Genomic DNA, 12637 nt, shown 5'->3' with positions numbered 1-12637 from the left:
GCGGCTTAGGTCTTCACTCCTATGAGCATGCAGATGACGGATATGGGCTGGACGCTGACCGAGAAGGAGAAGCAGACGCTGCGCCTGATCGTGCGTGGCCATGACGCCAAGTCGATCGCGCGCAGCCTGGGCCTGTCGGTCCATACCATCAACGAACGGCTCCGCGATGCGCGGCGCAAGATGGCGGTGTCGAGCAGCCGGGAGGCGGCCCGGCTGCTGCTGGAGGCGGAGGGCGGCGATGGACAGGGTGCGGCGTTCCCCAATTGTGTCGGGGACACAGAAATAGGGGAAGATGCGGCGGCCACTCCGGCCGATCAGGATGCGGCGCCGACCGGCGGCGCGGGCCGGGCGGTTCGTCCTGTCCGGATCATCATCGGAGTAACGCTCATGACATTCCTTCTTGGCCTGCTGGCATTGGCCGCCATCCCGCAGAATATGCCCACTGACCAGACAGCCCCCGTTGCGGCCAGTGCGGCAACCGACCCGCAGGTGGTGGATGCCGCCCGCCAGTGGCTGACGCTGGTGGACCAGGGGAAATGGGAGGACAGCTATCGCGGGACGATGGCCTCCTTCCGCAAATTGAACAGCCTGAAAGTCTGGGCCGATACGTCGGAAAAGGTTCGGGTGCCGCTGGGCGCTGTGCTGTCCCGCGTCCTGCTCAGTCAGCAAAATCTGCCGGCGCCGCCCTATGGCTATGAAGTGGTGAAGTTCCGCACCAGCTACGCCAACAAGGCCGATGCGATCGAAACGGTCAGTCTGGACAAGGAAGGCGGCATATGGCGCGTGGCGGGCGTGACCATCGAATGATCGGCACGCGGGGGAAGGGTCAATCCTTCCCCTTCAGCGCCGCCGCCAGCGATACCGTGGCGCTGCCGCGTTTTGCGGGCGCGGCCTGGCTGGGGTCGGGTTTCCAGCCGGACAGGTAGATGATCGCCATCTGCTCTGCGGTGCGGCCATCCGGGTCGGCGGCCCCGGCAAACTGGGCCGCCGCGCGTATCAGCACGGCGCGAGTGAGCGCGGGCGCGCGGGTCGCCAGCGCATTGCCTGCACCCATGCCACGCAGGTCGTGCATCAGGCGTAGGACATCGCCATAGCGGATGTTCAGTACGTCTCCGTCCGCGACTGGCATGGTGAAGCCCGCGCGGCTGAGCAAGTCGCCGGCGGAGCGCACATCGACCTGCGGATGGACATGCTGGCCGGGGCGGTCGCCCTCGGCGGCGAGCAGGGCGGCCTTGAGGCGCGGCAGGCTGCCGGCACCGGCGAAGGCGGCCAGCATCAGCCCGTCGGGGCGCAACACGCGGCGCATCAGGATGAGCGCGCCCGGCAAGTCGTTCACGCTGTCGAGCGTACCGCAGGCGATAATGAGGTCGAAACTGTCGTCGGCGAAGGGCAGGGCATCCTCGTCCACCTGCACCCCGCCCGCCGCCCTGGCCGCCAGGAAGCCGGGGTCGGCGCAGGCGACGCGCTTGCCCAGGGCTTCCAGCGCCGCCTTCGCGCTGCCGTCGGGGCAACCGATCACCAGCACTTCGGGTAGGTCGCGCTGCACGTCGCCCAGTCGGTCGAGCAATTCGTCCAGCATCGCGCGGTGGAGGAAATCATGGTCGGCAAAGCCGTCTAGCATACGGTCGCGCTGGCGGGCGCGGCGGGCGCGATCGAAAATGTCGGGGCGGGAATCCATGGCGGGCCTTGTGCATCGGGCGCGAAGTGCGGACAAGGCAGATGATGCCTGTCCTCCCGCTTCTCAAGGGGCTTTTGCAGCCTGCGGTCGATTATGCGCTGCCGCCGCGTTGCCCCGGCTGCGGTGCCATCGTGGGCGAGGATTTCGCCTTCTGCCTGTCCTGCTGGGGTGGGATGGCGTTGCTGGGGGAACCCTGTTGTGCGCGCTGCGGCATCCCGTTCCCGCACGACATGGGCGAAGGCGCGGAATGCGGCGCCTGCATGGCCGACCCGCCGCCCTGGGACAGCGCGCGCGCGGTGCTGGCCTATGGCGATGTCGCCCGGACGGTGGCGTTGCGGCTGAAATATGGGCGGCGGATCGGCCTCGCCCGGCTGATCGCGCGGCAGATGCTGCGCCATGTCGGGACGCAGGAGGCCCTGATCGTGCCGGTGCCGCTGCACCGCTGGCGGTTATGGAGCAGGGGCTTCAATCAGTCTGCGCTGATCGCGGACCATCTGGGGCGGCTGACCGGCTGGCCGGTGGAGAAGCACGCCCTGCGCCGGGTGAAGCGGACCGCGCCGCTGCGGGGCATGAACCCGAAGCAGCGGGCGACGATGGTACGCGGCGCCTTTGCGCTGGGCCAAGGTCATGAAGGGCGGCAAGGGGTAAAGGGACGGCGCGTGCTGCTGATCGACGATGTCCATACCAGCGGGGCGACGGCGGCGGCCTGCGCGAAGATGCTGAAGCGCGGCGGAGCGATGGAAGTGCGGCTGCTCTGCTGGGCACGGGTGCTGCCGGATGCGGTCGACTGACCTGCTGATTGACAAAGCGCGGCTTTGCCCCAATTTCGGGAGAAAGGAGTTATCATGGCGAAGGTTGAAATCTATACCAAGGACTGGTGCGGCTATTGCGCGCGGGCCAAGGCGTTGCTGACCGACAAGGGCGTCGCGTTCGAGGAATATGACATCACGCTGGGCGGGCCGAAGCGCGAGGAAATGCTGGAGCGTGCGCCCGGCCGGTCCAGCGTGCCGCAAATCTTTATCGACGGACAACATATTGGCGGCAGCGACGACCTGTCCGCGCTGAACCGAGAGGGCAAGCTGGACGCCTTGCTGGGCCTATGAGCAGGATGCGCGCCGCCCTGTTCCAGATGACCAGCGGGGTCGATCCCGCCGCCAATGCCGCTGCCATCGTGGACATGGTGAAGCGGGCCAAGGGTGAGGGCGCGGACATGTTGTTCACGCCCGAAATGGCCGGATATCTGGACCGCGACCGGGGGCGCGCCGCAGATACGCTGCGCAGCGAGGCGGAGGATGTGGTGCTGGCCGCCGTGCGGGATGCGGCGGCGCGCGAAGGGCTGTGGGTGCATATCGGGTCGCTGCCGCTGAAGGGCGAGCGGGCCGACGGGCGCTGGGCCAATCGCAGCTTCCTGATCGACGATACGGGGAAAGTCCGGGCGCGCTACGACAAGATCCATCTGTTCGACGTCGATCTGGCTACCGGTGAAAGCTGGCGTGAATCCTCGGTCTATGGGCCGGGCGAACAGGCGGTCGCCGCCGATACGCCATGGGGGCGGATGGGCTTTTCCATCTGCTACGACATGCGTTTCCCCGACCTGTACCGGGCGCTGACCAATGCGGGGGCGACGATATTGCTCGCGCCGGCCGCCTTCACCGTGCCGACCGGGCAGGCGCATTGGCATGTGCTGCTGCGCGCGCGGGCGATCGAGGCGGGCTGCTATGTCATCGCGACGGCGCAGGTGGGGCAGCATGAGGATGGCCGCGTCACTTACGGCCATAGCGTGGTGATCGATCCGTGGGGCGAGATATTGCTCGACATGGGCGAGCGCGCGGGACTGGGGCTTGCGGACATCGACCTGTCGCGCATAGGGGATGTGCGCGGACGCGTGCCGGCGATCGCCAACCGCCGTGTGATACCGAAGGATGTGACTGTTTCGTGATCGTGTTCGACCTGAAATGCGCGGGCCAGGGCCATGTGTTCGAGGCATGGTTCGGGTCCAGCGCCGATTATGCGGATCAGAAGGCGCGCGGCCTTCTGACCTGTCCGATGTGTGGCGACGCTGATGTGACCAAGGCGGTGATGGCCCCGGCGGTTGGCGCGAAGGGCAATAGCCGTTCGGGCATCGCGCCTGCATCGCCCGCGCAGGCCGAACCGACCGCGCCGGTGATGAACGTCGCCGACCAGGCCAAGATGCAGGCGCTGGTAGAGGCGTTGGGGCAGGCGCAGGCCAAGGCGCTGGAAGGGTCCACCTGGGTCGGGCGCGGCTTTGCCGAACAGGCGCGCGCGATGCATTATGGCGAAAAGGACCGCACCAGCATCCATGGCGAGGTCGCCCCGGCCGAGGCGAAGGCGCTGATCGCCGAAGGGGTGGAGGTCGCGCCGCTTCCCTTTCCGGTCATCCCGCCTCAGGCCAAGAATTGAGCCATTAAATTGACGGCCGAGAATTGACCGGGCTCTTCGCGCACAATAGAGCCGTCGCCGGGCACCCGTAGCTCAGCAGGATAGAGCATTAGATTCCTAATCTGATGCGGTGCCAAATTCGCTGATACCATCCGATACCGAATGTGACCAATAAAATGGCTGATTTCCGTCATTCTATAGAGGTTGTCCGGTCTGGCAATGGTATCAGCGAGTCTCCCCGGCACCCCCGCAGTATGGACCTGTGACTACTTGTAGACTACTTGGCCTGCGAAGGGACACAGCTATGGCTGCGAAGAATTTGACGGACACGGCTGTGAAGGCCGCCAAGCCCACGCCCGGTGCGAAGTCGGCGGATGCGATCAAGGATGGGATGACTCCCGGCCTGTATCTGATGGTGCAGCCAACGGGTTCGAAATCGTGGGTGTATCAGTATCGCCGCCCCAGCGATCAGAAGCAGGCGAAAATGTCGCTGGGGTCATACCCGGCATTTTCCTTGACCATGGCCCGGTCGTGGGCGGGCGAACAGGAGGCGCTGCGGGCACGCGGGATCGACCCGAAATTGGAAAAGGTCCGTCTGAAGGAAGAGGCGAAGGCCGTCGAGGACGCCAAGGCAGCGAATGACACACAGACCCTTCAATGGTTCTGGGACACCTATTACCTGCCCGACCATGTGGAGACGTTGAAACAGCCCCACGCTGAAAAGCTGTATTGGTCGCGATACCTGTCCGAAATCGCCGACCTTCCATTGACCCAGATCGACCACAGGGTGCTGGATCGGCTGTTGGATAAGGCAAAGGCTCGGTCACCGCATCAGGGTTACAAATTTGCCGGATTCCTGAAAACGCTGTGGAAGCGGATGGTCAGCGAATATCGCTATAAGGTCGTCAATCAGGAGGATGCCGCACGATACCTTGGGGCCAAGAACACGATCGGCACGGTCGAACGCTACCTTGACGAACGCGAACTGGGCTATGTCATCGCGGTCATCGACCGTTATGCGACGGCCGAAAAGCCAAGCAACCATCGGTCCTTCGCACTGGGCTTGCGTCTCATCCTAGCGACAGGCTGTCGGCTTGAAGAAGCGATGACAGCGACGTGGGATCAGTTCGATCTTGACGAAGGGAGTTGGACGCAACCGGGGCCATCCACCAAGAATGGGCGGCCGAACTATCTGCTGCTTCAGCAGCCTATCGTGGACTGGCTGCGGGCGTTGAGGGAGGCGAATCCAAAGGCGACCTTCGTGTTTCAGCAAGCGAAGGCAGATAAGGCGTTGAACGCCTTTTCCAAATCGACGCATCTGCTGTTTCGTGAAACCGAACATCTGGCCAAGGCGGACGGCTTCGCCATGGAAGGTTGGTCAGCGCACGATTTTCGGCGCACAATCACGACGACGTTCCAGCGGCTGCATCACCCCGGCACGATCAATCGGGTCGTCACCGATGAAGTGACCGAAGCCCTTCTGAACCATGTCGAACGAACCACCACGGTCGGCAGCAGGAAAAATTACAACAAGCACAACTATATGCACGAAAAGGCCTACGCGCTGCGCGTGTGGCAAGAGGTGCTGGATAAAGCCAAGGCGGATGAAGATGTCCGCGCCGCAAAACGTGGGCAGCTTGACCCTATCAAGCGCACGTCCAAGGTGCGGAAGGCGGCTAAAATTTCGGTCAGCCACGTTTGACCGGCATGGTCAGTGAGTGACTGACAGCCGGGATTCCATCCATTGCCGCACCTCGCTTTCGCGCCATGCGACGCGGGTGCGGTTCTTGTTGAGATAAACAGGAGCGGGGAATTCTCCATCCTGACGCATCCGGTAGATGGTCATGCGCGACAAGCTGGTCTGTGCCAGCACTTCCTTCTGAGAAATGAAACGGTCGGTCATCGGTAGGGTCAATCTATTGGTTGAAGCCCAAAGCTACCGACTGGGACTATCGAAACTCAAAATTAAAATCGTGGCACGCTGGTTTTTCAGCATTTTGGCCACGATTCGCGGAAATTGGTGCAACCCGTTAACTCTTTGAAGTGACGGTCAGCCGAACTGCAAAGCCACATCGGACCAGTAGGCTTCCATCATCGCCGGGTCATATTCACCCGTTGCGGCCCAGTGTGGCTGACGGGGTTCGTCGACGATGATCATCAGCAGAGTGTTATCGTTCGCGGCGGCAAGGATGGTGATCGTGATCAGGTCGTTCATGGTGATGGTCCCCCCGGTCTGGTGACATCCTTGGCTAGACCGGAAGGGGCGCAAGGATGGGTTATGACCCGCACAGGGTCACGGGGTTCCACACGCCCCCGGCGCGCAGATGTATTTGAAGTGACGATGTCGAAAGGGTGGGGAGGTCAGCGCCTCCCCCGGATCGTTAGCGCGAGATGTCCGCGAAGGTTGCGGCTGCTGCTTTGATTTTCGCTGGATAGGTCGTCTGGTCCGTGTTGTCGGCCAGCCATTTAAAGAACGCCTGAAAAGCATCGGTCCCGGCAGGGCCGTCGAAAGATTCCAACATCGCGAGGCGTTCATCTTCAGAAAGGATGACGCGATATTTGTCGCCCTCGACCCGCGCAGCATCAAAGACCGTTTCGAAATTGATAGAGAATTCCGGGTGGCTAATGTCCGCACCCGCGCTACGGACGCCTCCGAAATCGACCCACGCGATGTCGACTTGCGCTCCATCCACGGTGATCGTTGTCGGCGACAGCGGGATGTCGATCAGCCCCAAAAGCGCCTTTTCCAAAACTGGATTGGCCAGCCAAAATTCTTCGAAATCATAAACCGAAATCATTTTATCACCCCAATAGGTCAAGGCCTGCCCGGCCATGCTTCGAACCTTACAGCCCTCGCGATGCTTCCAACATCCGTGCGAGATAACGATGATGCACGGGATCGCGGACGTAGTAGTCAAAGCACCCGCCGATCAGCGGAAGAACGCCACCGGTGCCAAGTGTGTCGGGTTCATCTTTCGAATTGCGGAACAGAATGAACCCTACGATTTGACCGGTAGCCAGCTTGTATTGCTCCCACGTAGAATGTTCGTCCAATGGACGGCACGCGATGATTTCTGCTGCGGGAAGGGCGGCCAACATTGCGTCGCGCACCGCACCGTTATCATCACCCATAATTTCCAGCGGCGCGATGCGTGGGCCTTCCGGGCGCTGTGAACGTGGATTGTCAGTCATTTTTGGAATTCCTTTGGGTAAAGTAGGGGCGTCTTCGGAACCGCATGGCCCCGGATGGTCAGTTCAGATTGTCAGTCATTTTAGGTTCGAAGTGTCTCGATCGTTGAAGCGTCCCAAACAATGGGGCGTTTCCGAATAGTCTTGATCGGTTCGGGAATTGATCCCTCCTGCCGAAGCCGGTCAAACGTCCGCACACTAATCCCCAGACGTTCGGCTACTTGGCTTCGCGTAAGTTGCACTTGTGTCTCCTTGCTGCGTTGGATGTCTACTTATGGCGAGCCAAAATTATTTTCAAGAAGAAAAACTACTTACTTTCAACGAGTTCTGGAAGTTCTGTTATGATTACTTCAAGGAGTTACACGACTTCCGGAACTCGTGTTTAAGCCAAAAAGATGGGGTCACCGTCTGAAAGCTGACGGTGACCCCAAGCCATGATTTGGTAGTAGCGGCCGGGACGACACAACCAACTGGGGAGAGAGAAAAACGTCCCGACCAATTATTTATACAAGATGTCGGGTCTCCCCGTCGATATTTAAGAACGAATAAAATATTGTGTTAGAAGATATCAAAATGGCATTCTCTATTAAATAGACATGCACGGGATTAGCGGCTCGCGCACGGAAGAATGATTTTGACTAAATAGGTCTGCCGTAGATATATACTACGTCATACCTCTGAAGAACATTCGACGCCCGTGGGACCGCTAACCCACGGGCGTTTTTTGTTTTACAGAGGTGTTAAACGTGTTGCTTTTCAAACTTGACGAAATCCGCGCTTCAATCGCGGAAATGGCGGAAATCTGCAAATCGGACGATCTTATGGCCGGTTCGATCCGCGCGATGTTGGCCGAAGCCGGAATCATCGATGCCCCCCAGAAATGGGAGCGACCGGCCGCCTGTCCCACTGCTATCGCCGCCGCAGAACTGGCTGTTTTTGACAATTGGAAGGGCGTGCAGGGGAAGAAGAAGGGGAAACCATACCGTTATGGCCTAACCTTGAAGGTGTGGCTGAAAGGGGCCAGAATCGACTGGAAGAAGCCATCCTTCGCCGGGACCGTCACCCTGTTCGATTCAAAGACCATCGCGGAGAAGGCCACGGACCTGAAACGCAAAACTTTGTTGGAACCGATCAGCGATAGCTACGCGGCGACAATCACCACCGAGATCGCCCCGGTCATGGAAGAGGCGGGCCTTCGTGGCGGTCTACTCTATACCAAAAAGGGCGGCACCTACTACCACGACCACCAACTGGTTCTGATGGATGCGGCTCAACTGGACGAACGCAGCCCGCGATCAGCCATCTTGTTTGTTGACGCGAACACGCGCATCGACCTGCTCGGTTTCAGCCATTTGGATGCCAGCGGCAAACGCCTGTCCGGCAACTGCATCGCCCAATGCCGGTATGTTGACCCAGATGACGCGGATTTGAGCGCCCGGCTGGCTGGGTGGTCAACGCGGAATCTCTATTAATATAAGGAAGGATTACGTAGTAATTAATATTAATAGAGAAATCAGAGATTTCCATTCAAATACATGCACTTACGTGCAACCCCTTCGGGGTCGATTCTCTATTAATAGAGATCCGTTCGCCCCAGCGATCGTATCCGCAATATGCAGCTTACGCTGGTTTTCTAAGGCGCTCTGCGCCTCTGCCAGATGAACACATAATGTGGTGGCGCAAGCCCTCTATTAATAGAGAGAAGCGCTCTGCGCCCCCCAGAAATAGAAACGATTATGTGGCGCGGAAAGTGGTTGCGGGGCGGGACGGCGCGCGACGGGTTGAGGCGACGGCTGCCCTGCGTGACGGTGCCGACGCGATCGAAGCCGTCCGCTATGCAATCCGCCATCATGTTTACTGCGGCGGCGCGATCCGCGCTTATGACTGGAAAGCCAATGTGATCGTCAGGGTGAAAGAGTGATACCAACCGATCGCGGTGATTGGTGAGTATGTGCTTTAGCAAACTCTGTGACCGGGAAATCATTTCCAATGCCGGTTGCAACCCGTTGCACCGTCGCTGTGTCGGCGCTGTCTTCATGTTAGCTTCGACGGAACGCTATGTCTGTCTTCGGTGAATGTGCGTTTAATCCGCTTCTACGTCGCTAAACTTGATGATAGTTTGCACCCAGTTGCAGTGATAACATTATCAATCCGATTAGAGTTGTGTTCGGTTTCGGTAACACCGCGTTTAAACGCGATAGACTTCCCGCATATCTCTAGTTCATTCTAGATAACGCTAATTCACGCTAATCGCGTTTCATATGCGTTTCAGACCTGTTTCAAACCCTATTGACCGCTCTGTCAACTTGGTGGCCAAGAACAATTTTAACTGTTGACTTCAAAATGGCTTGCGTCCGCCCTAGAAATCAACGATAGGGGGTGTCTGGCTAACAAGCCAGAAAGCAAAAGGACCGCCAAGGTTACCCTTAGCGGTCCATTTCGCCGAACTGGACGGCCATCCAGTTCAAATTGAGGTCGTTCGGCCTAGCCTTGGTAAGAAAGGATCAGAACGTGGAACCTCCGTAGCCCCAAGGGGCAGCCCCAGCAGTCAGCGACTGCTGGGGCTTCCTCATTACGGGGTATTGACGGTCAGGTCAACAAATTCCACATGCGTTCTGCTTCTGCACGGTGCGGTGATAGATAAAATACTTCAGGATCGGCACCGGCATAGTCTGAGTTCATATTCGGTGCCCCGATTACTCTAAACTCACCTCGGTTGTGCATCTCCGCTGCTGTCTCATGCACGACTGCCGCGTCTTCACCTTCGATATGGAACCTGTGATTGACCGCAAGCACTGGACCTTTTCGCAAGATGTTGAGGATTTTGGTTCGCACTTCAATCATGGCTTCATTCCTTTTTTAAAAGGTTGATCGACATTCTGGCCCGTGCATGATTCTCATAGCCGATGTTGCCACGATGTTCCACCTTTAATCCAACCTGTGGTATGGTAAACTCACGGGAATACCATATGTTGTGCCCCAGATTATTGACATCACTATAAGTAGGTGATGGACGATAATGATCAGAAGAAGGATGGGCGCGGAAAGGCCCAGAAAGTGTTGGCTGCTAACGGTCGCGACCTGATGGCGAAGATCGCGGAGGAGGTCCGGACGATGCGCAAGATGGGTCGACCGACCAAATTCACCCCGGAAATTGCGGAAGACCTGTTGCTTTACCTTCGATCCGGGCTGGCTTTTGAGGATGCCTGTCGTGAAATCGGTGTGAGTGACCAAACGGTGCGCGATTGGTGCAAGGTTCGGGAGGAATTTGCCGTTGAATTTGAAGCTGCGCGCGAACTGGGCATGGAAAGTCTGGAATCCCGGATGATCAACATTCAGTCTGGCGGGTCATTGTCCACCGGCGATCGTGCGCGTGATCGTGACCTTGTGAAGCTGCTGATATGGATCATGAGCAAGCGGAACAATCGCTATGCCGATCGTCTCGACATCACCAGCGGCGGCAAGCCATTCCAGATCGTGCATCTTCCCGACGACGATATTCTTGACGCTGATTTCGTTGAAGTGGCGGCGATTGAGGACAATTCGCAGGAATGACATTTGGTCAGACGAACGTTTGACCTAACGATAAAGCTTCCTTATCCTTTGGCACGCTTTTCAGGGATCAATGAAGTGACTGACTATGTGGCTTATTATCGGGTATCGACCCGCAGGCAGGGGGCATCTGGTCTGGGGCTAGAAGCTCAGCGTAAAGCCGTCACAGATCACCTGCGCAGCCGGGATCAGGTGATTGCGGAATTCACGGAAGTCGAATCCGGCCGCAGAAGGGATAGGCCAGCCCTCACCGAAGCCATAGAACGTGCCCGGCTTACCGGCGCGCGGTTGATCGTGGCGAAATTAGACAGGCTTGCGAGAAATCTACACTTCATCACGACGCTGATGGAAACGAAGGTGCCATTCGTGGCGGCTGATCTTCCTGACGCGAACCATTTGACCGTTCATATCTTGTCTGCTGTGGCGCAAGCAGAGGCCCATATGATCAGCGAGCGAACGAAGGCCGCTCTGGCAGCTTCTAAGGCCCGTGGGCGTAAGCTAGGCAACGATGGCACCAACCTCCGAAACCAGACTGTTGGCCTCCAGCGTTCGCTACATGTCCGTCAGACGGCGGCCCGACAGAGGGCGGCCAGCGTCAATAGGGTGATTGTTGAGGCTCAGGCGCACGGGGCGGTATCCTTAGCCAAGATCGCTGCATACCTGAATGAACGGTCGATCCGGGCACCCCGTGGCGGGCAATGGTCACCGACAGCGGTGAAAAGGGTAGTAAGGCAACAGGCTTCGCATCCGAACGAAGCCCATAACCAGTAAAATTAGCTGCGATCGTTCTTATCGCATGAAGGGCAATAATCGATATTGCTGTTGTCTTCATAAACGCTCTTCACCACGTCGGTGAAATCCTTGCGCGTCCATCCGCTTGGTAGAACGATTTGGCCACTGCTGATTTTACTATTGGCGATTGGATAGGCTGAAGCCAGTCGATCGGAATCGCAATCATAGACGTCACCGTGGACATCACACTTAGTCAGCGCACCGGCTTCGATAAGGACATCTTCCGCAGCACGCCGCATGTCGTCCATTTCACCGCCTTGACGTTTTATACCACCCATATTTCCCTCCTATGTTGTGTTTACGGGGCGTCTCAGATGGTGCGCGCCGATTGTTGGAACAAGGCTGGCTAAAAAGTTTCAGCATTTTTCGTGCTAACTTTTGCATCCGGGCTGTCCAACATCGGTGCCTATTTGGCGTTGCGCCATATGATTGCATAAAACGTGGTGGCTTTTGCGGCGTTGAATGCGCCGGATTTTTGATCATTTTTCGATGTGGTTGGTCGTCCCGGTTTTTAGCCCGGCTTTTGGCGCGGCTTTTCCGACGTAGTTTTCGGCGGAGTTTTTGATCAAGACTCTTCGAAGATTCTTTGAACAGTCTTTTGCCTGATGGTTAAGTTGGATATTGGTTGCGAGATATTCCACGAGTTAATCCACGAAATATAGCGATCAAAGTGCAGCTTTATGTCAACGGTTATTGTCGTTGACGGTGTCGTCAATGAGATTGGGAGCGGGTCTAGCGCCCCGAATATTTCCGAATTTTCGGATCGCGTTGTCCGGTCTAGCCGGATACTTGATTTTTTTGCGGCAGCCCCTTGATCCGACGCTTGTGCTGGGAGTAAAAGGGCGCTGGGCCATCCAAGGTAGTCGACACCCCAGATGGCCCGTTCGCCGGATCAGACGCCAATCTGATCCAAATAGAGGAACTCAAAACCTCGCCACTGAGACGATTGGAAATGGTAGTGCCTCCTCCGTAGCCTGAGCCGGTAAGACCGGCAGGCCCTGACCTGCTTCGCAGCACGTCAGGGCC

Annotated in this window: 17 protein-coding genes; 10 read left to right on the top strand and 7 right to left on the bottom strand. The window is 58.2% G+C overall.

The window, feature by feature from the left end:
• The first annotated feature begins 33 nt into the window (after positions 1 to 33).
• Positions 34 to 807, top strand: a complete 774-nt coding sequence (locus ASE85_RS03440; protein WP_235523174.1) for a helix-turn-helix domain-containing protein — start codon at positions 34 to 36, stop codon at positions 805 to 807.
• A 19-nt stretch (positions 808 to 826) separates the two neighbouring features.
• Here ASE85_RS03440 and ASE85_RS03435 read toward each other — a convergent pair whose 3' ends face one another.
• Entirely contained in the window at positions 827 to 1678 is an 852-nt protein-coding gene (locus ASE85_RS03435; protein WP_056683442.1) for a methyltransferase domain-containing protein, read from the bottom strand.
• Between the two features lie 41 nt (positions 1679 to 1719).
• Between ASE85_RS03435 and ASE85_RS03430 the strand changes: the two genes are divergently transcribed.
• The 5 genes from ASE85_RS03430 to ASE85_RS03410 all read left to right on the top strand — a co-directional run bounded on the left by ASE85_RS03430 (position 1720) and on the right by ASE85_RS03410 (position 5780).
• On the top strand, positions 1720 to 2469 hold the full coding sequence (locus ASE85_RS03430; protein WP_056683439.1) for a ComF family protein: 750 nt from the start codon (positions 1720 to 1722) through the stop codon (positions 2467 to 2469).
• Positions 2470 to 2523: 54 nt separating this feature from the next.
• Positions 2524 to 2781 carry a glutaredoxin 3 gene (gene grxC / locus ASE85_RS03425; RefSeq protein ID WP_056683436.1) on the top strand — a complete coding sequence of 86 codons (258 nt, stop codon included), beginning with the start codon at positions 2524 to 2526 and terminating at the stop codon, positions 2779 to 2781.
• 5 nt (positions 2782 to 2786) lie between these two features.
• Complete coding sequence (locus ASE85_RS03420; RefSeq protein ID WP_056683433.1) at positions 2787 to 3617, top strand: carbon-nitrogen hydrolase family protein; 831 nt, start codon at positions 2787 to 2789, stop codon at positions 3615 to 3617.
• Positions 3614 to 4099, top strand: coding sequence for a DUF1178 family protein (locus tag ASE85_RS03415; RefSeq protein ID WP_056683430.1), 486 nt, complete (start codon positions 3614 to 3616; stop codon positions 4097 to 4099). Before ASE85_RS03420 ends, ASE85_RS03415 begins: the two co-directional genes overlap by 4 nt.
• A 283-nt stretch (positions 4100 to 4382) precedes the next feature.
• Positions 4383 to 5780, top strand: coding sequence for a tyrosine-type recombinase/integrase (locus ASE85_RS03410; protein ID WP_056683427.1), 1398 nt, complete (start codon positions 4383 to 4385; stop codon positions 5778 to 5780).
• A 9-nt stretch (positions 5781 to 5789) separates the two neighbouring features.
• On the opposite strand, the gene ASE85_RS03405 is transcribed toward ASE85_RS03410, so the two are convergent.
• The 4 genes from ASE85_RS03405 to ASE85_RS22815 form a co-directional block, all read right to left on the bottom strand.
• A complete protein-coding gene (locus ASE85_RS03405; RefSeq protein ID WP_056683424.1) occupies positions 5790 to 5981 on the bottom strand; it encodes a helix-turn-helix transcriptional regulator in 192 nt (63 codons plus the stop codon).
• A gap of 147 nt (positions 5982 to 6128) precedes the next feature.
• Entirely contained in the window at positions 6129 to 6293 is a 165-nt protein-coding gene (locus ASE85_RS22820; RefSeq protein ID WP_156358177.1) for a hypothetical protein, read from the bottom strand.
• 166 nt (positions 6294 to 6459) lie between these two features.
• Entirely contained in the window at positions 6460 to 6912 is a 453-nt protein-coding gene (locus ASE85_RS03400; RefSeq protein WP_056683421.1) for a hypothetical protein, read from the bottom strand.
• 10 nt (positions 6913 to 6922) lie between these two features.
• Entirely contained in the window at positions 6923 to 7270 is a 348-nt protein-coding gene (locus tag ASE85_RS22815) for a hypothetical protein (protein ID WP_156358176.1), read from the bottom strand.
• A 743-nt stretch (positions 7271 to 8013) separates the two neighbouring features.
• On the opposite strand from ASE85_RS22815, the gene ASE85_RS03390 reads away from it, so the two are divergent.
• Both ASE85_RS03390 and ASE85_RS03385 read left to right on the top strand, forming a co-directional pair.
• The gene (locus ASE85_RS03390; protein ID WP_056683415.1) at positions 8014 to 8739 is read left to right on the top strand and encodes a hypothetical protein; all 726 of its coding nucleotides are present in this window, start codon (positions 8014 to 8016) and stop codon (positions 8737 to 8739) included.
• A gap of 266 nt (positions 8740 to 9005) precedes the next feature.
• Positions 9006 to 9188, top strand: coding sequence for a hypothetical protein (locus tag ASE85_RS03385; RefSeq protein WP_056683412.1), 183 nt, complete (start codon positions 9006 to 9008; stop codon positions 9186 to 9188).
• Between the two features lie 668 nt (positions 9189 to 9856).
• Here the strand turns inward: ASE85_RS03385 and ASE85_RS22810 are convergent.
• Positions 9857 to 10111, bottom strand: a complete 255-nt coding sequence (locus ASE85_RS22810) for a hypothetical protein (RefSeq protein WP_156358175.1) — start codon at positions 10109 to 10111, stop codon at positions 9857 to 9859.
• A 165-nt stretch (positions 10112 to 10276) separates the two neighbouring features.
• Between ASE85_RS22810 and ASE85_RS03380 the strand changes: the two genes are divergently transcribed.
• Positions 10277 to 10822: a hypothetical protein gene (locus tag ASE85_RS03380; protein ID WP_056683409.1), complete on the top strand. Its 546-nt coding sequence runs from the start codon at positions 10277 to 10279 to the stop codon at positions 10820 to 10822.
• 75 nt (positions 10823 to 10897) lie between these two features.
• Complete coding sequence (locus ASE85_RS03375; RefSeq protein ID WP_056683405.1) at positions 10898 to 11590, top strand: recombinase family protein; 693 nt, start codon at positions 10898 to 10900, stop codon at positions 11588 to 11590.
• Positions 11591 to 11592: 2 nt separating this feature from the next.
• On the opposite strand, the gene ASE85_RS03370 is transcribed toward ASE85_RS03375, so the two are convergent.
• Positions 11593 to 11889, bottom strand: coding sequence for a hypothetical protein (locus ASE85_RS03370; RefSeq protein ID WP_156358174.1), 297 nt, complete (start codon positions 11887 to 11889; stop codon positions 11593 to 11595).
• Between the last annotated feature and the right edge of the window lie 748 nt (positions 11890 to 12637).

This window comes from Sphingobium sp. Leaf26 (assembly GCF_001421665.1).
GTDB lineage: Bacteria > Pseudomonadota > Alphaproteobacteria > Sphingomonadales > Sphingomonadaceae > Sphingobium.
This window is presented reverse-complemented; position numbering and strand designations above follow the sequence as displayed.

Coding starts and splice junctions, on each gene's coding strand:
- ASE85_RS03440 (WP_235523174.1), top strand. CDS start 34: ATGACGGATATGGGCTGGACGCTGACCGAGAAGGAGAAGCAGACGCTG.
- ASE85_RS03435 (WP_056683442.1), bottom strand. CDS start 1,678: ATGGATTCCCGCCCCGACATTTTCGATCGCGCCCGCCGCGCCCGCCAG.
- ASE85_RS03430 (WP_056683439.1), top strand. CDS start 1,720: ATGATGCCTGTCCTCCCGCTTCTCAAGGGGCTTTTGCAGCCTGCGGTC.
- grxC (WP_056683436.1), top strand. CDS start 2,524: ATGGCGAAGGTTGAAATCTATACCAAGGACTGGTGCGGCTATTGCGCG.
- ASE85_RS03420 (WP_056683433.1), top strand. CDS start 2,787: ATGCGCGCCGCCCTGTTCCAGATGACCAGCGGGGTCGATCCCGCCGCC.
- ASE85_RS03410 (WP_056683427.1), top strand. CDS start 4,383: ATGGCTGCGAAGAATTTGACGGACACGGCTGTGAAGGCCGCCAAGCCC.
- ASE85_RS03405 (WP_056683424.1), bottom strand. CDS start 5,981: ATGACCGACCGTTTCATTTCTCAGAAGGAAGTGCTGGCACAGACCAGC.
- ASE85_RS22820 (WP_156358177.1), bottom strand. CDS start 6,293: ATGAACGACCTGATCACGATCACCATCCTTGCCGCCGCGAACGATAAC.
- ASE85_RS03400 (WP_056683421.1), bottom strand. CDS start 6,912: ATGGCCGGGCAGGCCTTGACCTATTGGGGTGATAAAATGATTTCGGTT.
- ASE85_RS22815 (WP_156358176.1), bottom strand. CDS start 7,270: ATGACTGACAATCCACGTTCACAGCGCCCGGAAGGCCCACGCATCGCG.
- ASE85_RS22810 (WP_156358175.1), bottom strand. CDS start 10,111: ATGATTGAAGTGCGAACCAAAATCCTCAACATCTTGCGAAAAGGTCCA.
- ASE85_RS03380 (WP_056683409.1), top strand. CDS start 10,277: ATGGACGATAATGATCAGAAGAAGGATGGGCGCGGAAAGGCCCAGAAA.
- ASE85_RS03370 (WP_156358174.1), bottom strand. CDS start 11,889: ATGGGTGGTATAAAACGTCAAGGCGGTGAAATGGACGACATGCGGCGT.